The organism is Micromonospora noduli, assembly GCF_003264475.1.
GTDB lineage: Bacteria > Actinomycetota > Actinomycetes > Mycobacteriales > Micromonosporaceae > Micromonospora > Micromonospora noduli.
On record NZ_PYAC01000009.1, the window covers coordinates 207,273 to 231,718 of the forward strand.

The 24,446-nt window shown below is 73.4% G+C and carries 19 protein-coding genes; 12 read left to right on the forward strand and 7 right to left on the reverse strand.

Translation table 11 applies throughout. The features are described from left to right. Position 1: 1 nt before the first annotated feature. Positions 2–973: an aa3-type cytochrome oxidase subunit II gene (ctaC, locus tag MED15_RS13480; protein ID WP_112582814.1), complete on the reverse strand. Its 972-nt coding sequence runs from the start codon at positions 971–973 to the stop codon at positions 2–4. A 171-nt stretch (positions 974–1,144) separates the two neighbouring features. Here ctaC and MED15_RS13485 point away from each other — a divergent pair, with 171 nt between their 5' ends. Further along, positions 1,145–2,296, forward strand: a complete 1,152-nt coding sequence (locus MED15_RS13485; protein WP_112582815.1) for a cysteine desulfurase family protein — start codon at positions 1,145–1,147, stop codon at positions 2,294–2,296. Next, complete coding sequence (locus MED15_RS13490; protein ID WP_091407500.1) at positions 2,293–2,526, forward strand: sulfurtransferase TusA family protein; 234 nt, start codon at positions 2,293–2,295, stop codon at positions 2,524–2,526. Before MED15_RS13485 ends, MED15_RS13490 begins: the two co-directional genes overlap by 4 nt. Positions 2,527–2,636: 110 nt before the next feature. Here the strand turns inward: MED15_RS13490 and MED15_RS13495 are convergent, their stop codons facing one another. The 3 genes from MED15_RS13495 to MED15_RS13505 form a co-directional block, all read right to left on the reverse strand. Next, positions 2,637–3,617, reverse strand: coding sequence for a carbohydrate kinase family protein (locus tag MED15_RS13495; protein ID WP_112735763.1), 981 nt, complete (start codon positions 3,615–3,617; stop codon positions 2,637–2,639). A 198-nt stretch (positions 3,618–3,815) separates the two neighbouring features. Further along, positions 3,816–4,184 (reverse strand): iron-sulfur cluster insertion protein ErpA, encoded by a 369-nt coding sequence (gene erpA / locus MED15_RS13500; protein WP_091407494.1) that lies wholly within the window; start codon positions 4,182–4,184, stop codon positions 3,816–3,818. Positions 4,185–4,365: 181 nt separating this feature from the next. Further along, positions 4,366–5,505: a glycerate kinase family protein gene (locus tag MED15_RS13505; RefSeq protein ID WP_112735790.1), complete on the reverse strand. Its 1,140-nt coding sequence runs from the start codon at positions 5,503–5,505 to the stop codon at positions 4,366–4,368. 68 nt (positions 5,506–5,573) lie between these two features. Between MED15_RS13505 and nadA the strand changes: the two genes are divergently transcribed. From nadA to MED15_RS13535, 6 genes are all read left to right on the forward strand, one after another. Then, positions 5,574–6,773, forward strand: coding sequence for a quinolinate synthase NadA (gene nadA, locus MED15_RS13510; RefSeq protein ID WP_112582836.1), 1,200 nt, complete (start codon positions 5,574–5,576; stop codon positions 6,771–6,773). 212 nt (positions 6,774–6,985) lie between these two features. Beyond that, positions 6,986–8,341 carry a UDP-N-acetylglucosamine 1-carboxyvinyltransferase gene (gene murA, locus MED15_RS13515; RefSeq protein WP_030337972.1) on the forward strand — a complete coding sequence of 452 codons (1,356 nt, stop codon included), beginning with the start codon at positions 6,986–6,988 and terminating at the stop codon, positions 8,339–8,341. A 114-nt stretch (positions 8,342–8,455) separates the two neighbouring features. Further along, entirely contained in the window at positions 8,456–9,049 is a 594-nt protein-coding gene (locus tag MED15_RS13520; protein ID WP_112582817.1) for a DUF3043 domain-containing protein, read from the forward strand. 193 nt (positions 9,050–9,242) lie between these two features. Further along, positions 9,243–9,803 (forward strand): helix-turn-helix domain-containing protein, encoded by a 561-nt coding sequence (locus tag MED15_RS13525; RefSeq protein WP_112589148.1) that lies wholly within the window; start codon positions 9,243–9,245, stop codon positions 9,801–9,803. Between the two features lie 383 nt (positions 9,804–10,186). Further along, positions 10,187–14,962, forward strand: coding sequence for a WG repeat-containing protein (locus MED15_RS34205; RefSeq protein ID WP_244220452.1), 4,776 nt, complete (start codon positions 10,187–10,189; stop codon positions 14,960–14,962). 44 nt (positions 14,963–15,006) lie between these two features. Next, the gene (locus MED15_RS13535; RefSeq protein ID WP_112589150.1) at positions 15,007–16,005 is read left to right on the forward strand and encodes an aldo/keto reductase family protein; all 999 of its coding nucleotides are present in this window, start codon (positions 15,007–15,009) and stop codon (positions 16,003–16,005) included. Between the two features lie 80 nt (positions 16,006–16,085). On the opposite strand, the gene MED15_RS13540 is transcribed toward MED15_RS13535, so the two are convergent. Next, positions 16,086–16,880 carry a site-2 protease family protein gene (locus MED15_RS13540; RefSeq protein ID WP_112589152.1) on the reverse strand — a complete coding sequence of 265 codons (795 nt, stop codon included), beginning with the start codon at positions 16,878–16,880 and terminating at the stop codon, positions 16,086–16,088. After that, on the reverse strand, positions 16,880–17,080 hold the full coding sequence (locus tag MED15_RS13545; protein ID WP_091407482.1) for a hypothetical protein: 201 nt from the start codon (positions 17,078–17,080) through the stop codon (positions 16,880–16,882). Before MED15_RS13545 ends, MED15_RS13540 begins: the two co-directional genes overlap by 1 nt. A 145-nt stretch (positions 17,081–17,225) precedes the next feature. Between MED15_RS13545 and MED15_RS13550 the strand changes: the two genes are divergently transcribed. From MED15_RS13550 to MED15_RS13565, 4 genes are all read left to right on the forward strand, one after another. After that, a complete protein-coding gene (locus tag MED15_RS13550) occupies positions 17,226–18,989 on the forward strand; it encodes a serine/threonine-protein kinase (protein ID WP_112735765.1) in 1,764 nt (587 codons plus the stop codon). 49 nt (positions 18,990–19,038) lie between these two features. Beyond that, positions 19,039–20,994, forward strand: coding sequence for a bifunctional adenosylcobinamide kinase/adenosylcobinamide-phosphate guanylyltransferase (locus MED15_RS13555; protein ID WP_112735767.1), 1,956 nt, complete (start codon positions 19,039–19,041; stop codon positions 20,992–20,994). Beyond that, positions 20,984–21,757, forward strand: coding sequence for an adenosylcobinamide-GDP ribazoletransferase (locus MED15_RS13560; protein ID WP_112725179.1), 774 nt, complete (start codon positions 20,984–20,986; stop codon positions 21,755–21,757). The genes MED15_RS13555 and MED15_RS13560 overlap by 11 nt, the downstream gene beginning before the upstream one ends. Before the next feature lie 67 nt (positions 21,758–21,824). Then, the gene (locus MED15_RS13565; protein ID WP_112605085.1) at positions 21,825–23,120 is read left to right on the forward strand and encodes a DUF2314 domain-containing protein; all 1,296 of its coding nucleotides are present in this window, start codon (positions 21,825–21,827) and stop codon (positions 23,118–23,120) included. Positions 23,121–23,217: 97 nt separating this feature from the next. On the opposite strand, the gene gcvT is transcribed toward MED15_RS13565, so the two are convergent. Beyond that, positions 23,218–24,348 (reverse strand): glycine cleavage system aminomethyltransferase GcvT, encoded by a 1,131-nt coding sequence (gene gcvT, locus MED15_RS13570; protein ID WP_112605088.1) that lies wholly within the window; start codon positions 24,346–24,348, stop codon positions 23,218–23,220. Positions 24,349–24,446 lie beyond the last annotated feature (98 nt).

The window sequence follows — 24,446 nt, forward strand, 5'->3', positions numbered from 1 at the left end:
CTCAGCTTCCCGTGCGGGCCGGAACGTCGTCCGGGTTGAAGTTGCCCTGCGTCCGGCGGGTGTCGAACGGCCGCGTGGTCGTCGCGTACGGCTGCTCACCGATCGCGGACAGCGCATCCTGGGTCGACTTGCCGCTCTGCTTGGCCGCGAGGAACTGGTCGTACTTCTCCGGCGAGACCACCCGCAGCTCGAAGTTCATGAACGCGTGGTAGCTGCCGCACAGTTCGGCGCAGCGCCCGACGTAGGCACCCTCGGCGTCCAGGCTTGAGACCTCGAACACGTTGCGGATCTTGCCCGGCATGACGTCCCGCTTGAAGAGCAGCTCCGGCACCCAGAACGAGTGGATGACGTCGCGGCTGGTCTCCTCGAACCGGATGGACCGGTTGGTCGGCAGCACCAGCACCGGGATGACCTCACTGGTGCCGAGCGTCGACGCGGTGGTGCGGGCTTCCGTGCCCTGGCCGTCCCGGTAGTTGAACTGCCAGTTCCACTTGAACGCGACGACCTCGACCGTGACGTCCGGGTTCTTCGACAACTTGTCGACGTCGGTCTGCACGATCGCCGTGTAGTAGAAGAGCACGGAGACGATCAGGATCGGCGCGATGGTGTAGAGGAACTCCATCGGCATGTTGTAGCGGGTCTGCACCGGCAACGCGTTGCCACGCTTGCGGTAGCGCACGACGCACCAGAAGATCAGGCCCCACACGAAGACGCCGACCGCGAGCGCGGCGATGCAGGAGGCGATCCACAGGTCGTACATCCGCTTGGACTCCGGCGAGATGCCGCCCTGCGGCCAGCCGAAGCCGTCGAACGTCTGACCCACGTCACAGCCCGTGAGCAGAACCAGCAACGCCACGCCACCGAGACCGAGCCCGGCCAGGCGACCAGCACCACGCCCCCGGCGTCCACCAACCCCTGGGGAAGCGCTGTGCCGTACGGCCGACGGCCGTACCTCCGAACTCCTTGCGACCACCTGGTCCTGCCTCCCTAGCGCGCCGCGGTGCGTCTTTCCTCAGCACCCGCGGCAAAGGCGTCACCGACGGTCGCAGATTACTCGACCATGACGGACTCGGCCGTGGTGGGGTCACTGTCCGACCCCCATCGGGGGGATCCTGGGCATACCGCCGCGATAGCGTCTTGGTCTGTGAGCGCATCCCCGGTCTACCTGGACGCGGCGACCGCCGCGCCGATGCATCCGGTCGCGCGGCAGGCTCTGCTGGCCGCGCTCGACGACGGCTGGGCCGACCCGGGCAAGCTGTACACGCAGGCCCGACGGGCCCGGCAACTGCTCGACGCCGCCCGCGAGGCCACCGCGCTGACGCTCGGCGTCCGCGCCGATGAGGTCTCCTTCACCCCCAGTGGTACGACCGCAGCCCACGGCGCGGTGCTCGGGGGCCTGGCGGGGCGGCGCCGGGTCGGGTCGACGCTGGTGCACTCGGCGATCGAGCACTCGGCGGTGCTGCACGCGGCGGAACGGCACGTCGGCGCGGGCGGGACCGCCGCCGCGGTGCCGGTCGACCGGTTGGGCCGGCTGGACCTGACCGCGTGGTCGACCGCCGTTCGGGCCCCGGGGGTGGCGCTGGCCGCGTTGATCACCGCCAGTCACGAGGTGGGGACGGTGCAGCCGGTCGCCGAGGCGGCGGCGGCCTGCGCCGACGTGGGTGTGCCGCTGTACGTGGACGCGGCGCAGTCGGTGGGCCGGGTGCCCCTGCCGGCCGGCTGGTCGGTGCTCACGGCGAGCGCCCACAAGTGGGGTGGGCCACCCGGCGTGGGGGTGCTGGCGGTCCGGAAGGGCACTCGCTGGGAGTCACCCTGGCCGGCCGACGAGCGGGAGAGCGGACGTAACCCCGGGGTGGTGAACCTGCCGGCGGTCGTGGCGGCGGCGGCGAGCCTTCGGGCGGCGGCGGCCGACGCGGCGGCCGAGGCGACCCGGTTGGCCGCCCTGGTGGACCGGGTCCGGGAGCGGGTCGCGGCGGAGGTGCCCGACGTGGAGGTGGTCGGCGACCCGGTGCTCCGGCTCCCCCACCTGGTCACCTTCTCGTGCCTGTACGTCGACGGGGAGGCGTTGCTGCACGCCCTGGACCGGCGGGGCTTCGCCGTGTCGTCCGGCTCGTCCTGCACCTCGTCCACGTTGCGTCCGTCGCACGTGCTGGAGGCGATGGGTGTGCTCTCGCACGGCAACGTGCGGGTCAGCCTGCACCGGGAGACGACCGAGGCGGACGTGGAGCGGTTCCTGACCGAGCTGCCGGGGATCGTCGCCGGTCTGCGCGCCGACGCCGGGGTGGTGGGGCTGTGACGATGCCGGACGAGGTGATCGACTGCCGGGGGCAACGCTGCCCGCTGCCGGTGATCGCGGCGGCGCGACGGATGCCCGAGGTGCCGGTCGGCACTGTGGTCCGGGTGCTGGCCGACGACCCGGCGGCGGCGGTCGACATCCCCGCCTGGTGCCGGATGCGCGGCCAGGAGTTCCTCGGCTCGGTCAACGGCCCGGACGGCCCCGCCTACGACGTCCGCCGCACCCACTGACCCCCGCGCTGTCCCCTCGCCCCGCGATCTTGCAGTTTCTGCGTAGACAAAGCGGTACAGAAGCCGCGATACGGCGACAGAAGTGCAAGATCGCCGGGGTGGGACGGGAGTTACGCCGGGAGGAGGTGGGGGCGGACCTCTTCCGCTGCGGGGTCGCCGTAGGACTCGGCGAGCCGCTTGACGAACAGGTCACGACGGACGTCGTACTCCTGGGTGCCGACGGTCTCCAGGACCAGCGTGGCCAGCAGCGAGCCGACCTGGGCGGCCCGTTCCAGGCCGAGGCCCCAGGAGAGCGCGGTGAAGAAGCCGGCCCGGAAGCCGTCGCCGACGCCAGTCGGGTCGACGGCGCGGATCTCCCGCGCGATCGGTACGTGGATCGGGTCGATGCCGCGCCCGGCGATCTCCACGCCGTGCTTGCCCAGCGTGGTGACCCGCACCTTGACCAGGTCCAGCAGTTGGTCGTCGCTGAGCTGCGCCTTGCTCTGCAACAGCGACTTCTCGTAGTCGTTGGTCATCAGGTACTCGGCGCCCTCGATCAGCGCCACCACGTCCTCGCCGGGCATCCGGGCGAGCTGCTGGGACGGGTCGGCGGCGAAGGCGTACCCGCGGGTGCGGCACTCGGCCGAGTGGCGCAGCATCGCCTCGGGGTCGTTGGCGCCGACCAGCACCAGGTCCAGACCGCCGAGCCGGTCAGCGACCGGGGCCAGCTCGATGTTGCGGGCCTCGCTCATCGCTCCGGCGTAGAACGACGCGATCTGGCACATGTCGGTGTCGGTGGTGCAGACGAAGCGAGCGGTGTGTGCCACCTCGCTGACGTGCACCGAGCCGCAGTCCACACCGTGGCGCTCCAGCCAGGAGCGGTAGTCGGCGAAGTCGGCGCCGACCGCGCCGAGCAGCACCGGGCGCAGCCCGAGCTGACCCATCCCGAAGGAGATGTTCGCCGCCACGCCGCCGCGGCGGAGCACCAGGTCGTCCACCAGGAAGGAGAGGGACACCTTGTGCAGTTGATCGGCGATGAGCTGGTCGGCGAAGCGACCGGGGAAGCTCATCAGGTGATCGGTGGCGATCGAGCCGGTGACGGCGATCTTCATGTCAACCCTCGGGGTCGGGAGCAGGGCGCGGTCAGCCTACCGGGACGGCAACCCGATGCTCACCGCTCGGTCGGACAACGGCAACCAGCCCGCCACGACCCCCTCCGGGACCGCTCCCGGGCCGCTGCGGGCGCCCACCGGTACGGCGATGGGGCCGTCCCGAAGAACGGCCCCATCGTCGCTGGTGTGTGGTGTGACTCAGTTGAACGAGTCACCGCAGGCGCAGGAGCTGCCCGCGTTGGGGTTGTCGATGGTGAAGCCCTGGGCGTCGATCCGGTCGGCGAAGTCGATCGTCGCGCCGGAAAGGTACGGGGCGCTCATCCGGTCGACGACGACCTCGACACCACCGAAGTCGGTCACGACGTCACCGTCGAGCGAACGCTCGTCGAAGAAGAGCTGGTACCGCAGGCCGGAGCAGCCGCCCGGCTGCACGGCGACGCGGAGCCGCAGGTCGTCGCGGCCCTCCTGCTCGATCAGGGCCTTGACCTTCTGCGCCGCGACGTCGGTGAGGACGACGGAAGTAGGGGCCTTGGCCTCGGTCGACTCGGTCTGCGCTGGCGTGGTCACGTGGAAGTCTCCCTGCGCGGTTTGGGTCCGGACGCACTGGCCAACGTCGCGCGTCGTCCAGTGATTCCCGGTTGTGGTCCTCAGCCGATCGTACGCCGCCTTGGCCGGGCTCACCCGCGTGGCGTAACCCCCGCCGCAGGTCGGCCCTCGGTCGGGGCGGGGGCACGGGCGGTCGGGACGCTCAGCGGCTCCACTGCCGGGCCAGCCGGGCGCCCAGTTCGCGCAACCCCTCCGCGGGCCGGCTCAGCGCCGCGTCGAGCCCGCCGCCCTCCTCGCCGCCGAAGTGCTCCACCAGGCTGTACGCGTCGGTCACCCCGGCCGAGGCAGCTTCCCGCCGGCCGGTGCTCACCTGCCCGGCCACCACCACGCAGGGCACTCCCCGGTCGCGGGCGGCGCCGGCCACCCCGGCGACGACCTTGCCGCGCAGAGACTGGTGGTCGAACGACCCCTCACCCGTGATCACCAGGTCGGCGGTGTCCAGCGCGGTGTCGAGTCGGGTGGCCCGGGTGACCAGGCCGATCCCCGACTCACAGTCGCCGCCCAGGGCGAGCAGTGCCGCGCCGATGCCACCGGCGGCCCCGCCCCCGGGCAGCGCGCCGAGCCCTGCCGGGCAACCGGCCAGGTCCCGTTCCAGCACCGCCGCGAAACGCTCCAGGGCCGCGTCGAGCAGCAGCACGTCGGCGCGGTCGGCGCCCTTCTGCGGGCCGAACACGTTGCTCGCGCCGTGCAGGCCGAGCAGGGGGTTGTCCACGTCGGTGGCCGCGACCAGCCGGACGCCGCGCAGCCGGGGCGCGCCGTCCAGCGCGTCCACCGCGGCGAGCGCCGCCCCGCCGTACGGCAGCGCGGCACCGCCCTGGTCGAGGGGGGTCACGCCCAGCGCGGCGAGCATTCCGGCGCCGGCGTCGTTGGTGCCGGAGCCGCCCAGCCCGATCACCACAGTGCGGGCACCGCTCTCCACCGCGGCGGCCACCAACAGACCCAGCCCGTACGAGTTGGTGGTCTTCGGGTCGCGCTCGGCTGCGGAGAGCAGGTGCAGGCCGCACGCCTGCGCGCTCTCCAGGTAGGCGGTCGAGCCGTCGGCGGTGAGCAGGATCTCACCGGCCGCCGGCCGGCCCAGCGGGTCGACCGTCGACACCGGCACGCGCCGGCCGCCGAGGGCTTCGGCGAGCACCTCCACGAAGCCCGGTCCGCCGTCGGCGAGGGGCCGGATCAGCAGCTCGTCTCCGTCGGTGACGGTGCGCCAACCGTCGGCGACGGCGGCGGCCACCTCCGGTGCGGACAGGGTGCCGGCGAACTTGTCCGGGCAGAGCAGCACGCGCATGCCGAGCAGTGTGGCAGCCCACACCGAGCGAGGCTGCGTCGCGCTCGCGCTGTGGGACCATGGGCTACGTGACTTCGACCTGGGTGGAACCCTCCAACACGGCGACAGCTCTGCTGCTGCTCGGCCGGGGCAGCGACCCCGACACCGAGCGCGGCGTGGAGTGTCCGGGCGACCTGCCGGCGCCCAGCGATCCGGATCTGGTGGCCCGTGCCACCGCCGCGAAGGCGAAGCTGGGCAGCAAGGTCTTCGTGCTGGGGCACCACTACCAGCGCGACGAGGTGATCCAGTTCGCCGACGTGACCGGCGACTCGTTCAAGCTGGCCCGGGAGGCCGCGGCCCGCCCGGACGCGGAGTACATCGTCTTCTGCGGCGTGCACTTCATGGCCGAGAGCGCCGACATCCTCACCACCGACAGCCAGCGGGTGATCCTGCCCGACCTCGCGGCGGGTTGCTCGATGGCGGACATGGCGGTGCTGGGCCAGGTCGAGGCCGCGTGGGACACGCTGACCGAGCTGGGCATCGCCGGCGACACCGTGCCGGTGACGTACATGAACTCCTCGGCCGACATCAAGGGTTTCGTGGGCCGCAACGGCGGCGTGGTCTGCACCTCGTCCAACGCCAAGCGCGCCCTGGACTGGGCCTTCGAGCAGGGGTCGAAGGTGCTCTTCCTGCCGGATCAGCACCTGGGCCGTAACACCGCGGTGCTGGAGATGGGCCTGTCGTTGGACGACTGTGTGCTCTACGACCCGCACAAGCCCGGTGGTGGGCTCACCCCGGAGCAGCTGCGCGACGCCAAGATGATCCTGTGGCGGGGGCACTGCTCGGTGCACGGCCGGTTCACCCTGGAGAGCGTCAACGACGTACGGGAGCGGGTGCCCGGGGTCAACGTCCTGGTCCACCCGGAGTGCCGGCACGAGGTGGTCACGGCCTCCGACTACGTCGGGTCCACCGAATACATCATCAAGACGATCGAGGCGGCTCCGGCCGGCTCGGCGTGGGCGCTCGGCACCGAGCTGAACCTGGTCCGCCGGCTCGCGCTGGCGCACCCGGACAAGCAGATCATGTTCCTGGACAAGGCCGTCTGCTACTGCTCGACGATGAACCGGATCGATCTGCCGCACCTGGTCTGGGCTCTGGAGGAGCTGGTCGCGGGCCGGGTCGTCAACCAGATCACGGTGGACGCCGACACCGCGCACCACGCCCGGGTCGCGCTTGATCAGATGCTCGCGCTGCCCGGCGCGGACACTCCGCCGCCGACGGCGTCCTGATCACGATCCGTAGCGCTCTTGGTACGCAAAAGTGCCGGATCACCGATTAATGCCACACACGCCGATGTGACCGAGTCCTTTTTCGTCACCGAGGGCTATGCTGCCCAAGCGACGACACACGCGGGCCGTTTCGACATGGCCGCATCCGGGGTAGCGACAAGGTTCAGGCGCCCCACCATCAACACGGCAGCACCGACGCGCTGGAGGTTGCGTTGACCGACGACGTCCTGGTTGTGCACGGAGGTACTCCGCTCGAAGGGCGGATCCGCGTGCGCGGCGCGAAGAACCTGGTATCGAAGGCGATGGTCGCCGCGTTGCTCGGCGACAGCCCGAGCCGGCTGTTCGACGTGCCCAAGATCCGCGATGTCGAGGTGGTGCGAGGTCTGCTCGGCCTGCACGGCGTCAAGGTCACCGACGGCACCGAGGACGGCGAGCTCGTCTTCGACCCGGCGAACGTGGAGAGCGCCAGCACCGACCAGATCAACGTGCACGCCGGTTCCAGTCGGATCCCGATCCTGTTCTGCGGCCCGCTGCTGCACCGCCTCGGGCACGCGTTCATCCCGGATCTGGGCGGCTGCCACATCGGCCCGCGCCCGATCGACTTCCACCTGCAGGCGCTGCGGGAGTTCGGTGCCACTGTCGACAAGCGGCCCGAGGGGTTGCACCTGTCCGCGCCGAACGGGCTGCACGGCACCAAGTTCGCCCTGCCGTACCCGAGCGTCGGCGCCACCGAGCAGGTGCTGCTGACCGCCGTGATGGCCGAGGGCGTCACCGAGCTGCGCAACGCCGCGGTGGAGCCGGAGATCATCGACCTGATCTGCATCCTGCAGAAGATGGGCGCGATCATCAAGGTCCACACCGACCGGGTGATCGAGATTCAGGGCGTGCCCAAGCTGCACGGCTACACCCACCGGCCGATCCCGGACCGGATCGAGGCGGCGAGCTGGGCGGCCGCCGCCCTGGCGACCCGTGGTCACGTCGAGGTGCTGGGCGCGCAGCAGGCCGACATGATGACCTTCCTGAACATCTTCCGCTCGGTCGGCGGCGAGTACGAGGTCACCGACGCCCGCGCGCCGAAGCTGGGCGACCCCGGTCAGGAGGGCGGCATCCGCTTCTGGCACCCGGGTGGCGAGCTGAACGCGGTGGCGTTGGAGACCGACGTGCACCCCGGCTTCATGACCGACTGGCAGCAGCCGCTGGTCGTGGCGCTGACCCAGGCCCGCGGTCTGTCGATCGTCCACGAGACGGTCTACGAGCAGCGGCTGGGCTACACCGAGGCCCTCAACTCGATGGGCGCCAACATCCAGGTCTACCGGGACTGCCTCGGCGGCACCCCGTGCCGCTTCGGCCGGCGTAACTTCAAGCACTCCGCGGTGATCGCCGGGCCGAGCAAGCTGCACGCCGCCGACCTGGTCATCCCGGACCTACGGGCCGGGTTCAGCCACCTGATCGCGGCGCTCGCGGCCGAGGGCACCTCCCGGGTGTACGGCGTGGACCTGATCAACCGGGGCTACGAGGACTTCGAGGCGAAGCTCGCCGACCTGGGCGCGCACGCCGAGCGTCCGTAACCTCGGTCACCCCATCGTTCGACTACGACGGCTCCAGGTCGCGCTGCGACCTGGAGCCGTCGGCCGTTGTACCGCGATGTGCACCTGGCGCGGACCGTTGGCTACCCTTGCCGCGTGCCGTCGCTCTTTCGCCGCAAGTCCACCGACCTCGTCGACGAGGCCGTCACCTCGGTGACCCCCGAGGAGACCGCTGAGCGTCCCCGGGGTTACACCCCGGCCAAGGGTCGGGAGACGCCCAAGCGGCCGACCGCCGGCCGTCGCCCGGCCGGCCCCACTCGCCCCCTCACCAAGGAGGAGGAGCGGGAGCGTCGCCGTCAACTGCGCGCCGAGGCGGCATCGGAGTTCCGCCGCGAGGGTGGCCCCCGCGACCGTGGCCCGGAGCGGCTGCTGGCCCGCAACGTGGTCGACTCCCGTCGTACCGTCGGCACCTGGTTCTTCGGCGGCGCGCTGATCGTGCTGGTCGGGTCGAACGCGGCCATGCCGCCGCTGGTCCGGCTGATCTCCAACGTGCTCTGGGGCGCGCTGGCGCTGGGTGTGGTCGTCGACTCGGTGCTGATCTGCCGCAAGATCAGCAAGCTGGTCCGGGAGCGCTTCCCGAAGACCGACCAGCGGATGGGCTCGCTCTTCCTCTACGCGGTCATGCGGTCGATCACCTTCCGGCGGATGCGTGCTCCGGCGCCCCAGGTCAAGCTGGGCGACAAGGTCTGACCCCCCGGGCTCCCACGCCCGCACCCTGGCGCCTGCGCCCGCAAGATCCGCGCAACATCAGCGAAACTGCTGCCTCAGACATCTCCGAGGCAGCAGTTTCGCCGTAACTGCGCGGATCTTGCCGCGCGTTCATCATGCTGAACGGGTTGCCGTTGTTCGCCACGCCGAACGTTCGACCCAATGGAGCGAAGGCATGCCTTCGGAACCGGCTGCCCCGCTGGCCACCATCGCCGCCGCCCTGCGCCGGGAGCGGGAACGGGTCGGCATCTCGCTGACCGAGCTGGCCCGCCGGGCGGGGGTGGCCAAGTCCACCCTCTCCCAACTGGAGTCGGGCACCGGCAACCCGAGCGTGGAGACGCTCTGGGCGCTGGGCGTCGCCCTCGGTGTGCCGTTCAGCCGGCTGGTGGAGCCCGTCGACGACGGTGTACGGGTCATCCGGGCCGGGGACGGGCCGCACGTCCGCTCGGAGCAGGCCGACTTCAGCGGAACGCTGCTCAGCGCCGGTGCGGCGCACCTGCGCCGGGACGTCTACCTGATCAGGTTGGAACCGGGCGCGGTCCGAGCCGGGCAGGGCCACACCCCGCGCAGTATCGAGCACGTGGTGGTCGCTGCCGGCCGGCTGCGGGTGGGGCCCGAGGCGGCACCGGTCGAACTCGAACCCGGCGACTACGCCACGTTCCCCGGCGACGCCCCGCACCGTTACGAGGCGCTCGCTCCCGGTACGTTCGCCGTCCTCATCATGGAGCACCCCTGAACGAGGACGGCGATCCCGCCGCAGCCGGGTGGCCTTCAAGTGCGGTATGGTCGGAGGCCAGATTCGCTTATAGGACCAAATGTCCGAAACCAATGGGATAACGTTTGCGCCGGTGGGCGGCACCACAGTGGCGGTGAGCGAGCCCACGCCGTTACCCTCCATCCGCAGCCACGGCCTGCCGGAGCAGCGATCTGACCGGCACGTGCGGCCCCAGCGCGACAATTTGCAACGAGGTGACAACGCGTGAGCGAGCGGACGCGAGCCGGCCACCGGGGCGTGGCAGGCGGCGACCGGACGCCCAGCGGTCACCCGACGGCGGCTGCGGGCACCTCACTCCCGGCGAGAATCGGCCCAGCGGCCGGGTGTGGCGACGGGCTCGACGGATGAACGGCCGCTACAACGACCGGTGGTCAGACCCGAACGAACCGTCCTGGGTGGTCGAGCCGACCACCGAGTGGCACCCCCAGTTCCCCGGCCAGCGTTACGCCGGCGACATCGGCAGGCCGCATCAGCCGCCACCGCGTGGCCGCGCGTCGGTGTCCGGTCGCGCCGAGGTGCCACCGCTGGCGCCCACCCGCCCGGACGGCACCTACCTCGGCCGGTCCTGGTCAGACGAACCACCGGAGGAACAGGCACCGCACGGCCGTTCCTGGGTGGACGACGAGCCGGGCGAGACACCGGCCTACGGCCGACTCCGCGGCGACGAGCGCTCGGCGGACACCTCCGCCTACGGCCGGCCCGACAGCGCCGACTCCCGCCACTACGACCACGAGCCGTACCGTCGTCCGCTGCCCGAGCCACCCCGCCGCGACGACCGTCGCTCGCCCGAGTCGGACCGACGTACCGCCTGGTCCGACCGACGCCCCGCCGACGAGCGGGGGCCCACGCGGGAAGCCGCCTGGCACCGGGACCAGCCCACCCCCGATCGGTACGACAGCCGCCGTCCCCGGCAGGAGCCCACCGAGCGGGATCGGGGTTACCACGGCTCTCCGCCGGTCTCCCCCGCGCCCCGGCCCGAACCCGGCTGGGTGCCCGAGCCCGACGACACACCACGTCGGCGCGGCACACCGGAACGACCGGCCGCTGGTTACGAACGGCACACCGGCGACGCGTACGGCGGCCGACCCAACCGCGACCACGACGGCCGCATCGCCGACGGGGTCGACCCATGGGCCCCCGTGGACGGCCGCACGCGATACAGCGCCGACGGGTACCCGGACCGGGCCGCCGACGACCTGCGCCGCCCGGACTCGCGCTACCGGGCGGACGACGGCGTCGGCGCAGCGCCCTCACCCAACGGTGGACGACGGCGTCGCTCCGAGGCGGACCTGCCCGACCAGCCCCGCCTCGACGACGACCGGCGGCGGCCCGACACCGACCCGCACCGGCAGCAGCCCCGTGAGGCGGCGGCCCGCACCGAGGCGTACCCGGACCGGCGACCCCGCGAGCAGGCCCGCCCGGACGGGTACCGCGACAACGGCTACCGCGAGGACGCACCCCGTGAGGACGCGTACCGCGAGCCCCGGCCACAGCCAGGCCAACGGTCGGACGGCAGTCTGCCCTGGCCAGCACCGGGTCCGGTGCGCCAGGACCGCACCTCGGACCGTACCCGGGAGCCCGGCCACCGCAGCGACCCACACCGCAGCCCGGACCCGCACCGCCCCACAGACCCGCACCGCAGTCCCGACCCGCACCGCACCGCGGACCCGCACCGCAGCCCCGACCCGCACCGCCCCACAGACCCGTACCGCGGCGCCGAGCCGGGCATCGCGCCGCGGCCGGCCGCCCGGCCCGACCGGCCGGCGGCCACGCCGTCCCGGCCTGACGAGCGCCCGGCGGCCGCTCCGGCACGGTACGACGAGCGACAGGCACGCCCGGCCGCGACGGCGCCGCCCGCCTCCGGCCGTGCCATGCCGGTCCCACCGGTCTCCCCGGAGCGACCCGTGTCGCCAGCGCCCGTCTCCCCCGCTTGGGACCGACCGGTATCAGCCGCCCCGGCCTCACCGGAACGACCGGTGTCGCCAGCACCCGACTCCCCCGCCGCCCGCGGCTGGGACCGGCCGGTGTCGGCCGTTCCGGTCTCGCCCGCCTCCGACCGACCCATCTCGGGGCCACCCGCCGCGCGTCTGCGACTGGAGTACCTGCCCGCGCCGGTGGACCCGCCCACCGCCGACGAGCGCTCGGATGCCCCGCCAGCATCGGGACGCCAGCCGCTGGCCGAGCCGCCACCGGCATCCGGGGCGCACCCCGCCCCGCCGCCGCGTTACCCCGGCCCGGACACCAGGGACCGTCCGGCGGACCAGCGGCGCGGCGAGGAGCCGGGCCCGGACCGCCGTCGGGTCGGCGACCCGCTGGCCGGCACCCCACCGACCGACCGCCGACCGACCGCCCCGGACCGCCCGCCCCCGGCGGAGCGGCCGCACCCCGCCGATCGCCCGGCGGTGCCGCAGCGTCCGTACGCGCCGGAGCGACTGGCCCCGACGGCGGACGCACGCCCGTCGGTTGCCCCGCCACCCACCTGGCAGGCACCGCCGCCACCGGCGACCCGCCCCGACCCGACCCCGGCCGACCCGACCCGGGCGGTTCCGGCTCCGGCGGCCTCGCAGCCACCGGCGGCGGAGGTCGCGCCGGTGCTCCCGCCCGCTCCCGGTACGCCGCGCCGCTACGTACCCCCGCCGCCCTCGGAAGAGCCGGTGGCGGCCGTTCACGAGCCGGACGACGTCCCGGGCACCCGCGGGCCGGAAGCGTGGTTCAGCCCCGCTCAGCCCGCCGAGTCCGACCAGGCCGAGCCGGCGACGGACCAGCGGTCGTTCGACCCGGTCGACGACGAGTCGACGTCCGGCGACGCCGACCTCACCACGACACCGGTCGCACCGGACGCACAGACGTCGGCGGCGGCGGCCGACACCCATCTTGACGTGGCCGACGAGCACGCCAGCGGGTCGACGCCAGACGACGCCTTCGACCCGGTCTCCGCGCCGCCCGCCCACCCGGTCTCCGGTGCCCCTCGGCTCTGGCCGGAGGACCTGGACGAAGACCCGCAGCCCGATTTCGACACGGGACCGGTGGACGGCGACGAGCCTGTCTCCGGCGCACCTGTCGCGATGCCCCACCAGCGGACCGAAGCCGACCTCGAAGCCGAGGGCGAGGCCGACCAGCAGCCCTTCGCCGCTTCGCCCAGCGAGGACAGCGATCCGGTCGGGCACGACCCGACGGACGAACTCGCGCCACCGGACGAGTCGACGGACGCGATCGACGATCCGAGCGCGAGCCCGACGGATGGCTCGCGGGGCGACGAGTGGCGGGGCGACGCGGCGCTGCACGTCACGGCTGCGGACGACACGAGGGCGCCCGTCTCGGCACCGCCGGTGTCGGCCCCGCCCGCAGCCCCCGTCTCCGCGCCACCAGCGTCCGCGACAGCGCCCATCTCCGCGCCGCCAGCGCCGACCACCGCGCCCGTCTCCGCGCCGCCCCTCTCCACCGCGCCCGTCTCCGCGCCGCCAGCGCCGACCGCAGCGCCGGTGTCCGCGCCACCCGCCTCAGCGCGGCCGTACTCCGTAGCGCCCGTCTCGGCGCCGCCCGCACCGACACAGCCGCACTCCGTAGCGCCCGTCTCCGCGCCGCCAGCGCCCACAACAGCGCCCGTCTCCGCGCCGCCGGCGGCCACGCCCATGACCGCGCCACCGGCCTCGACACCACCGCCCGCCACGGCGCCCGTCTCCGGGCCGCCAGCGTCGGTGGTGCCGGCGTCCGGGCCGCCCGCCTCGGCCGTACCCGGCCCGAGGATCGGCTCGGACGGGGAGAACGAGCCGGTGTCCGCGCCACCCGACCACACACCGCCGGTGGTGACCCGCCCGTCGCTGGCCGACCCGGGCGACCCGGAGCAGGTGCTGGCCGCGTACCGGTGGCGGTTGGACCCGGTCACCCTGCGCGAGGAACTGACGGAGCCGGACGACCTGCGGGCCATCCGGCGGCGGCTGACCGAGAAGTTGGGTTCGGCGGTCGACAACCGTGCCCGGGCCCGGCTGCTCAGCCTGCGGGCTGTGGCCTCGCGGATTCTCGGCGACCTGGACGACGCGCTGGCCGACGGTCGGCTCGCCCTCACCTACGCCGAGGCCACCGGCGAGCTGCGCCGGACCGCGCTGGCCCAGGCCCGGCTGGCCCACGTGCTGCGCTGGCGCGGCGACTTCGCCGAGGCCGACCAGCTCTTCGCCCAGGCCAACTCGGTCGAGTTGCCCGACCGGTTGCGGGCCGCATTGCACGAGCACGCCGGGCGGTCGTGTTACGACCAGGGGCGGCTCATGGAGGCCTGCGAGCACTTCGAGAAGGCGCTCGACCTGCGCGGCGCGGGCGACGCCGAACTGCTGGACCGGGTCCGGGTGGCCCTCGACGCGGTCACCGTCCGGGCCGAGGCGGGTGGCTTCGGGGCGTACCCCCGGAGTCGGGACGAGGTGCTCGACCGGGACCGACCCCCGTTGCCAGACCGCGACGGGCAGCTGTGGGGTTACACCAGCCAGGACGGCGACATGGTCGTGCCCGCCCGGTACGCCGAGGCGCAGCCCTTCCACGACGGGCTGGCCTGGGTCCGCCGGCCGGACACCGACCGCTGGTCGCTGATCAACCTGCTCGGTACGACGGTGATCCCGCCGTCCTTCCGGGCCGCGCAGCCGTTCAGCGACGGCCTGGCCTGGGTGGTCGGCGAGGGTGGTTGGACGGCGATCGACGCGACCGGGGCGGTGCAGGTCCCGCCCAACTTCGCCGAGGTACGACCGTTCCGGCGCGGGCTGGCCGCGGTGCGGCGCGAGGGGTGGGGGGCGGTCGACCGGACCGGTCGGGTCATCGTGCCCACCCGCTACCACGGCTTCGTCACCGAGTTGGCCGACGGCCAGCAGATCGACGGTTTCACCGACGAAGGGCTCGCCGTGGTCGACATGGCGGGTCGAAGGGGCGTGGTGGACCGCACCGGCACGGTGCTGGTCCCGCCGGCGCACCCGATGTTGGTCATCCACCCGGTGGCGTTCCTGATCGAGAGCGACAACGGGCGGTGGGGCGCGCTGGACCGGCGGGGCGTGCCGCTCATCGATCCGGTGCACCGCGATCGCGCCGAGGTGCTGGAGGAGATCGACCGGCTACTCACCGACGCCAATCCGGTGCTCTGAGTCACCGGTCGTCAGTGTTGATCCACTGGAGCTAGGGTCGGTACATGGAATTCCGACACCTGGGCCGTTCCGGCCTGATGGTCAGCGAGATCTCGTACGGCAACTGGATCACCCACGGTTCGCAGGTCGAGGAGGACGCCGCGTTCGCCTGCGTCCGGGCCGCCCTCGATGCGGGGATCACGACCTTCGACACCGCCGACGTGTACGCCGGCACGCGCGCTGAGGACGTGCTCGGCCGGGCGCTGCAGAACGAGCGCCGCGAGGGCCTGGAGATCTTCACCAAGGTCTACTGGCCGACCGGGCCCGGCCGCAACGACCGTGGCCTGTCCCGCAAGCACATCATGGAGTCGATCAACGGCTCGCTGCGCCGGCTGCGTACCGACTACGTGGACCTCTACCAGGCCCACCGCTACGACTACAGCACGCCGCTGGAAGAGACGATGGAGGCGTTCGCCGATGTCGTCCACTCCGGCAAGGCGCACTACATCGGGGTCTCCGAGTGGACCGCCGAGCAGCTGCGCGCCGCGCATCCGCTCGCCCGGGAGCTGCACATCCCGCTGGTCTCCAACCAACCTCAGTATTCGATGCTCTGGCGGGTCATCGAGACCGAGGTCGTACCGGCCAGCGAGGAGCTGGGCATCGGGCAGATCGTCTGGTCGCCGATGGCCCAGGGTGTGCTCTCCGGCAAGTACCTGCCGGGCCAGCCGCCGCCGGCCGGTTCCCGGGCCACCGACGAGAAGTCGGGCGCGGGCTTCATCTCCCGGTTCATGAACGACGACGTGCTCACCCGGGTCCAGCAGCTCAAGCCCCTCGCCGAGCAGGCCGGGCTCACCATGGCCCAGCTCGCCGTGGCGTGGGTGTTGCAGAACCCGAACGTCTCGTCGGCGATCATCGGCGCGTCCCGCCCCGAGCAGGTGCACGACAACGTGAAGGCGGCCGGGGTGAAGCTCGACGCCGAACTGCTCAAGGCGATCGACGACATCATCGAGCCGATCACCGAGCGGGACGCGGCGAAGACCGAGTCCCCCGCGCAGCGTCCCTGACGCCGTTCCGGCCCGGTCGGCGCGAAACCCTCGCGCCGACCGGGCCGGGTCAGGTCAGGTCAACTCTGCCCGGTCACCGGTCACCGCCAGAAGCGGATCAGCTCCAGGCCGGCGGCGTAGAGCCCCGACGGCAGACCGAGCAGGTCACCGACCGCGAAGACCGCGTCGAAGAACCAACCGCCGATGCGCGGGTTCCACAGCAGCGCGAAGAGCAGGATGAAGCCGTACGGCGCGAACAGGTCGTACATCTTGCGCCACTGCGGGTTGAGCCACGGCTGGATCATGTTGCCGCCGTCCAGGCCGGGCACCGGCAGCAGGTTCAGCACACTGGCGGTGAGCTGGAGGAAGGCGAGCAGCGCCACCCCGGCCCAGAACTCCACCGGACCATCCGACTGGGTGCCGAGCCGCACCGCCGCCACCAACACCAGCGTGAACAGCACGTTGGTCGCCGGGCCGGCGAGGCTGACCAGGGTGTGCCGCAGGCGACCCGGGATGGCGTGCCGGTCCACCCAGACCGCGCCACCCGGCAGGCCGATGCCGCCGAGCAGCACCACCACCACCGGCAGCACGATCGACAGCAACGGGTGGGTGTACTTCAACGGGTTGAGCGTCAGGTAACCGCGATGGGCGATGTCCCGGTCGCCGGCCCGGTAGGCCACCACCGCGTGGGCGTACTCGTGCAGGCAGAGCGACACCAGCCAGCCGGACACCACGAAGAGGAACACGTTGAACCGGACGCTGCCGTACCCGTTCCAGGTCAGCACCCCGCTGACCGCGAAGAGCGCGACCAGGCCGAGGAAGACCGGGCTGGGCCGGAACGCCGCCTTGGGGACGCCGAGGACCAGCCCGTCACCGCCCGGGCGGTCGTAGGCCATCACTCGGCCGTGGGCAACAGGCTCATCCGGTACTCCACCCGGTCGTCCTCCACGAGCGCGACCGAGGTGACGCCGGACGCCGCGAGCTCCCGCCAGGCCTGACCGATCCAGGATTCGGCGTCGGCCTGGCTGCCGAACGACTCCGCCGGTCCCTCGACCGTCTGGCCGTCCGTGCCCTCGTACCGCCAGCTCCACGCCATGCCGCGTCTCCCCTCGCCGCTGAAGTCCCCGTGGGACGAACCCTCGCCAGCGTAGTCGGCCCGGCGCGCAACGGCCGCTCGCTCGCCCCGGCGGGGACCCGCGGGGTGGATCAATCCGATCGACGCCGGCCGGTACGGTGGCTCGGTGCTGACACGGGGAGTGCTGCTCGGCGACCGGTACCGGCTGGGCGAGCGGGTGGCGACGGGTGGGATGGGCGCGGTCTGGCGCGGCACGGACGTGCTGCTGGAACGCGAGGTCGCCGTGAAGGTGCTGCTGCCGTCGCTGGTCGCCGATCCGGAGTTCACCGCTCGCTTCCGGGCCGAGGCGCGGATGCTGGCCGCGCTGCGGCATCCCGGCGTGGTGCCGGTGCACGACGTGGGGCAGGCCGCGCTCGACGACGGCAGCCAGGTCGACTACCTGGTGATGGAGTACGTCGAGGGCGAGCCGTTGTCCGCCCGGGTGCGCGCGGTGGGGCGGCTGGATCCGGCCACCACCATGTCGGTGCTGGCCCAGGCGGCCGACGCGCTGCACACCGCCCACCTCGCCGGCATCGTGCACCGCGACGTCAAGCCGGGCAACCTGCTGGTCAAGGGCGACGGCACTGTGGTGCTCGTCGACTTCGGCATCGCCCGGTCCCGCAACATGGCCGGGCTCACGGCCGCGAACATGGTGCTCGGCACCGCCTCGTACATGTCTCCCGAGCAGGCCACCGGGCAGCCGGTCTCGGCCGCCACCGACATCTACGCGCTCGGCGCGGTGGCGTACTTCTGCCTTGCCGGGCAGCCGCCCTTCCACGGTGACAACCCCCTCGCGGTGGCGCTGCGGCACGCCCAGGAGGACCCGGCGGCGCTACCGGCGAACACCCCACCGGCGGTTGCCGCCGTGGTGACCCGCGCGCTGGCCAAGCGTCCGGAGGACCGGTTTGGCAGCGCGGCCGAGTTGGCCGCTGCCGCCGCCGATGCCCGCGACGCGACCCTGGCGAGCATTCCGGTCTCGGCCCGCCCACCGTGGGCGCTGGCCGCTCCCACCCCGGGCCTCGCGGCCCCCGCAGGTCCCCCCACGCCGCCAGCCAGCCCGGCTGCGGCGCCGCCGTCCGCCACGCCGGTGTCGGCAGGGCCCGCCGCGCCGCGCCCACCGGCGAGCGCCGCGACCGAACCGACGACCGAACCGAAGCCGACCCGGGAGGACGCGCTCGGAAGCGCACCGTCGAGCCGACGCCGTGCACTGCTGGTCGGGGCCGGTGCGGTCGGCCTCGTCGCGGTGGCCGTGGTGGCCGTGGTCGCGCTGCGACCGGGAGCCAACCCGGGTACGGCGGACCAGCCACCCGCGCTGGCCGGCGAGTCGGCGGCGGTCGCCGACGCTCCGCTGCCGCCCGGAGACGCGACCACCACCGGACCCCGGCCCAGCGCGACGCCGGGCGCCAGCCGCACCGCGACGGCCGAACCGACCGGGTCCCCCGCCTACGCGACGACCAGCAGCGACCCCGCCCGCACCGGGGCACCGGGCGGCACGCCGACCGGTACGGCCAGCAGCCGACCGACGCCCAGCCGCACCCCGTCGAGCCGACCCAACCCGTACACGGCGGCACAGGCGTGCGGCAGCGGCTACCAGGTGATCGACTCGGCGACGCTGACCGGCGGGGACGGGCAGCGCAAGGGCCGGGTCTTCCTGCTGTACCACGGGGGCACCGGCACCAACTGCGTGGTGACCCTCAAGGACACCGCGGTCGGCACGAAGTCGGCGGCCTCGGCGTACCTGGAGGTGCAGGGGCGGGCGCGCAGCACCGACAGCGGGTCCTTCGACTACTACGCCGGGCCGGTGCGGGCCAGCGCCGCCGGGACATGCGTCAAGTGGGGCGGCTCCACCGGCGGGGTCAGTTACGGCAGCGGATTCGAGCACTGCGACTGAACGACGGGCCGGCAGGCACCGCGACCCTGGGCGGCCTTAAGGTACGGGCATGTCCGTAGACGGGTGGAACACGGTCCTGGTGCTCGGCGGTATCCGGTCCGGCAAGTCCGAGTTCGCCGAGTCCCTGGTCACCGACGCGCCGGTGGTCCGCTACGTCGCCACCGCGCCCGAGGGCGACCCGGAGGACACCGAGTGGGCGACCCGGCTGGCGGCACACCGCGCCCGACGACCGGGCAGCTGGACCACCGAGGAGACCACCGAGGACCCGCGCCGGCTGGCCGACGTGCTCGAGTCCGCCGAGCCCAACGAGATGCTGCTCGTCGACGACCTGGGCGGCTGGGTGACGGTGCTGCTCGACCCGGACCACCAGCCCGCCGACGACGTGGCGACCATCGCCGAGCTGGCCGAGGCGATCCGCGGGTGTGCCGCCCGAGTGGTGCTGGTGAGCCCCGAGGTGGGGCTGTCGCTGGTGCCGACCACCCCGCTGGGCCGGGCGTTCACCGACGCGTTGGGCGCGGCCAACCGCGCGGTCGCCGACGCCTGCGACGCGGTCGTACTGGTCGTCGCCGGTCAGCCGGTCTGGCTCAAGTCGGTCGCCACCGCGACCGAACCGTCCGCTCCCGTCACCGCGACCGAACCGTCCGCTCCCGTCACCGTGACCGCGCCGACGGCTGCCGCCACCGCACCGGTCGTGGCGAGCCTCGCCGACACCGAGCCGACCCCCGAGGTGCAGCTGCCCGACGTGCTGACCCCCACGCCGCCGGCCGCCCCGAGGGCGGAGCCGGGCAACCCGTGGGCCGCGCCGACCATGGCGCTGCCGATGGTGTCCACCGGGCTGGTCATCCAGCCCGGCATGGAGCTGCCGATGCCCGACGAGTACGCCGGCCCGCAGGCGGTCGACCGGCTGGCCACGCTGGACGTACCGGGCGCCGGGCTGGGCGTGCTGGACCGGGTGGTGGGCTTCGCCGCCGCCACCCAGGGCACCTCGACCCCCGCCGCCTGGGGCTCGGTGCGGGTGCTGCTGCTGCACGGCGACCACGCCGGCGGGGCGGCGGCCGGCACCGTCGCCGGTGAGTCGGCGCGCCGCGCCGCACAGGCCCGCGCCGGCCAGGGCGCGTTGGCACGGCTGGCCGCCGAGAGCGGCGCGAGTCTCCAGGTGGTGGACACCCCGGCCTCCGCGCCGATCGAGGACCAGCCGGCCCTCGCGCCGGAGCAGGTGGAGTCCGCGCTGCGCTACGGCTGGCGGTTGGCCGAGCAGGCCGCCGACGCCGGCGTACAACTGCTGGTGCTCGGCGCGTGCGGCGCCGGCACCGAGGCGGCGGCCGCTGCGGTGCTCGCGGCGACCGCGGGCGCGGAGCCGCCCGCCGTGCTGGGCCGGGTGATCACCGACTCCGGCGAGATCGACGACGCGGCGTGGATGATCCGCTGCGCGGCGGTGCGTGACGCCCTGCACCGCACCCGACGCTCGTCGCGCGGCGCCAAGGACATCCTGGCCGAGCTGGGCGGCGGCGACGTGGCGGTGGCCACCGGCGTGCTGCTCGGCGCCACCGCCCGCCGGGTGCCGGTGCTGCTCGACGGGCCGGTCGGGTTGGCCGCCGGCATGGTGAGCCGCGACCTGGCCGGGCAGGCCCGGCACTGGTGCCTGCTGGCCGACCACGGCGGGCACCCTGCCGTGCGGCTCGCCGCCGACGTGCTGGGCCTCACTCCGCTGCTCGACCTGCGGATGGATCTCGGCGAGGGCGCGAACGCGCTTGTCGCGCTGCCGCTGCTGCGCTCGGTGCTGGCGCTGTCCGCCACGCTGCCGGTGCACCCGTCGCTGGCCGGCACGGACGACACCGACCCGGCCGTCGACGAGCCGGAGTCCACCGACCCGAGCTACGCCGACCCGGATCTCACCGAGCCCGACTCGACCGGGCCCGACTTCGTTGAGCCGGAGCCGGCCGGGCCGGGCCCGGCCAGCACCGGGGCGGACGAGCAGCCGGCGACGGGCTGGCGTGCCGGCTGAGCCACGCCTGCTCGCGGGGGCCCGGCTGGCGGTCACCACCTTCACCACGCTGCCGGTGCGGGCCGGGCGCATCGACCGCCCGGTCGCCGGCACGGCGATGGCCCTCGCCCCGGTGGTCGGCGCACTGCTCGGCGCCCTACTGGCCGGTGTGCTGCTGCTGACCGGGACGCTCGCCCCACCGCTGGTGGCGGCCGGTGTGACAGTCGGCGTCGCCGCGCTGCTCACCCGGGGGCTGCACCTGGACGGGCTGGCCGACACCGTGGACGCGCTCGGCTCGTACCGGCGGGGCGCGGCCGCCCTGGAGATCATGAAGAAGCCGGACGTCGGTCCGTTCGGGGTGGTCGCCCTGGTGGTCGTACTCCTGGTGCAGGCGGCTGCGCTCGCCGACCTCGCCGGTCGGTCCTGGCCGGCGTGCCTCGCGGCGGTGGTCGCGGCGACCGCGGCCGGGCGGCTCGGCGTCACGGTGGCCTGCCGGCGGGGAGTGCCGGCGGCCCGGCCCGACGGGCTGGGCGCGCTGGTCGCCGGCACGGTCGGCCCGGTGGCAGTTGCCGCCGGCGCGGTCGCCGTCATGCTGCTGGCGGTGCCCGCGGTGCCGGGCCGTCCGTGGCAGGGGCCGCTGACCGTCGTCGCCGCGATCGCCGTCGCGCTACCGCTGCTCAACCACGTGGTACGCCGCCTCGGCGGGATCACCGGCGACGTCCTGGGCGCGACCGTCGAGGTGGTCACCACGCTGGTCTACCTGGGTCTGGTGCTGTCCGGCTGAACCGGGCCCGGCGGGCCGGGTAGCGTTCGGCTCGACAACACCGGCGCGGCCACCGGGGGATCCCACAATGCTCATCACGGACGACTTCCTGCCCGTTCCGGTGCCGGAGTCGCTCAGCGCGACCTACCTGGTGCCGATGGCGGGGCTACCGAAGGTCAGCGCGAAGACCGCGGTGGCGGCCCTGACCGGGCGGCTGGCCGAGCCGGTGCACGGGCTGGCCCGGCAGATGCTCGACAGCCCGCTGATGAGCGTCGACACCCGGCCGATCGCCGAGTTCCCCGAGCTGCCACCGGACCTGCTCACCGCGTTCGGTGCCACAAAGGAGCAGCTGGACCGGCTGGCGGCGGCGACGCACCTGGTGGTCGTACAGGCCGAGTACCGGCCCGGTTGGCCACCCGCGCACGAGTGGGCCGCCCGGGCGGTCGCTGCCGCCGTGGCGGAATCCGTCGACAGCGACGTGGTGGACGTCTTCGGCCTCCAGTTCCTCGACCCGGCGACCGCGCTGCGCTCCCTCCCCGACGAGCAGGGCCGCATCCGCCTTGTCGACTGGGTGCTGGTGCCGTACTCCTCGGACACCGAGGGCCTGTGGTTCACCACCAAGGGGCTGCGCCGCTTCGGTCTGCTGGAGTTGCAGACCCAGGGGGTGCCCGACCACCTCACCCGTGCCTGGGGTGCGGTGATGACCGGGGCGGCCCGCCGACTGCTGCGGGACTGGACCGACGGGCTCACCGGCGAGGAGGTGCCGGCGTTCGTGCAGCTGCCGGTACTGGCCACGGTCACCGGCCACGACATCGCGGTGGCGTACGGCAACCCGGAGCAGCACGGCGCCACCGCCCCGGTGCTGCTCCGCCTCGAACTGGACCCGGCGACCGACCCGGAGGCCGACTCGTTCCTCAGCCTGCGCCCGCCGGCCGGGCACCCCGGCCCGGACGGGCGCTACTACGCCGCCGCCTGCGCGACCCTGTTCTCCGGGATCCAACCGGACGTGCGCTACGCCCGCTCCGGTGACGCGATGAGCCGCGCGGTCGCCACCGCCAGGGCCGCGCTGGACGACGCGCGGGCCCGATTCGTCGCAGGCCAGTTCCCCACCGAGTCGCAACTGGTGGTGAAGTACGGCCTGCCCGGAGACGACGGCCCGGAGTACGTCTGGGCGGGCGTCACCTCGTGGGAGACCCCGGAACGCATCGTCGGCGTGAGCGCCAGCGACGCCAACACCGACCAGAGCGTGCGCATCGGCACCCCCGTGGTCGTGGAGACGTCCGACGTGGTCGACTGGGCCGTCCTCGACGCCACAGGCGTCATAGAAGGCGGCTGGACCCAAGCAGTCCTGGACTCAGGCGAACCCCCAACCCCCTCGCGCTGACCTCCCGCTCTCCGGCCTAGTTGATCAAGAGGTTTGCGTCAGAATCTCGTCCGAACATGACGCAAACCTCTTGATCACCGGGGGCAAGGCGGTGGGGTCACTTCACTGAGGGGGTTACGAAAGGGGGCTTGGTCAGCTTCAGGGGGGCTCGGCGGCCTCGGATGTCGATCTCGACCTCGTCGCCGTCGGTCAGGTTGGCGTCGGCGCTCACGAGGGCCAGCGCTATGCCCTGCTTCAGAGTGGGCGAGAAGGTGCCGCTGGTCACGATGCCGACCTGGGCGTCGCCCACGTGCAGGGTCATGCCGGGCCGCGGGATGGCCCGGTCGACGGCCACCAGGCCGCGCAGCGTACGCCGGGGGCCGGCGGCCTTCTCGGCGAGCAGCGCGTCGCGGCCCCAGAAGGCCGGCTTGTCCCAGCCGACCGCCCAGCCGGAGCGGGCCTGCACCGGGCTGATGTCCAGGGAGAGGTCCTGCCCGTGCAGCGGGTAACCCATCTCGGTCCGCAGCGTGTCCCGGGCGGCCAGTCCGCAGGCGCGCAGCTCGAACGCCGCGCCGGCGGCGAAGAGCGCATCCCAGACGGCGACCGCGTGCTCCGCCGGCACCACCAGCTCGTAGCCCAGCTCACCCGTGTAGCCGGTACGGCAGACGGTCAGCTCCACCCCGGCCAGGCTCGCGGCGGAGAAGCTCATGTAGCCGTGTTCGGTGGGCAGGTCCAGGGCGGCCAGCAACTCGGCCGAGCGGGGGCCCTGCACGGCCAGCACCGCGTACGCCTCGTGCTCGTCGGTGACTGTCACCTGCGCGGGAGCGGCGGCGCGCAACCGGCGCACCACCTCGGCGGTGTTCGCCGCGTTCGGGATGAGGAAGACGTGGTCGTCGGCGTAGAGGTAGGCGATGATGTCGTCCACCACGCCGCCGGTGGCGTCGTCGCAGCAGAGCGTGTACTGCGCCCGGCCCGGGCCGATCCGGCCCAGGTCGTTGCTGAGGCAGGAGTTGACGAAGTCGGCCGCGCCGGGGCCGCTCACCCGGGCCTTGCCCAGGTGTGACACGTCGAAGACCCCGACCGCCGTACGCACCGCGGTGTGCTCCTTGAGCACTCCGCCGCCGGCGTACTCCAGGGGCATCTCCCAGCCCCCGAAGGGGGCGAACTTGGCTCCGGCGGCGGTGTGCCGCTCGTGCAGCGGGGAACGGCGCAGCCGGGTCGCGGCGGCGTCGGAGGTCACGTCGGTCATGGGTGGCAACTTACCGGGGGCAACGTCGCTGGTTAGCATCGGCGGGAGCCCGCTGGCGCTGTCGGCGGGACAGCCATGACGTCCGGCGGGTAGGTTCC

Coding starts and splice junctions, on each gene's coding strand:
- MED15_RS13495 (WP_112735763.1), bottom strand. CDS start 3,617: ATGAAGATCGCCGTCACCGGCTCGATCGCCACCGATCACCTGATGAGC.
- MED15_RS13505 (WP_112735790.1), bottom strand. CDS start 5,505: ATGCGCGTGCTGCTCTGCCCGGACAAGTTCGCCGGCACCCTGTCCGCA.
- MED15_RS13525 (WP_112589148.1), top strand. CDS start 9,243: ATGCCTTCGGAACCGGCTGCCCCGCTGGCCACCATCGCCGCCGCCCTG.
- MED15_RS34205 (WP_244220452.1), top strand. CDS start 10,187: ATGAACGGCCGCTACAACGACCGGTGGTCAGACCCGAACGAACCGTCC.
- MED15_RS13535 (WP_112589150.1), top strand. CDS start 15,007: ATGGAATTCCGACACCTGGGCCGTTCCGGCCTGATGGTCAGCGAGATC.
- MED15_RS13540 (WP_112589152.1), bottom strand. CDS start 16,880: ATGGCCTACGACCGCCCGGGCGGTGACGGGCTGGTCCTCGGCGTCCCC.
- MED15_RS13545 (WP_091407482.1), bottom strand. CDS start 17,080: ATGGCGTGGAGCTGGCGGTACGAGGGCACGGACGGCCAGACGGTCGAG.
- MED15_RS13555 (WP_112735767.1), top strand. CDS start 19,039: ATGTCCGTAGACGGGTGGAACACGGTCCTGGTGCTCGGCGGTATCCGG.
- MED15_RS13565 (WP_112605085.1), top strand. CDS start 21,825: ATGCTCATCACGGACGACTTCCTGCCCGTTCCGGTGCCGGAGTCGCTC.
- gcvT (WP_112605088.1), bottom strand. CDS start 24,348: ATGACCGACGTGACCTCCGACGCCGCCGCGACCCGGCTGCGCCGTTCC.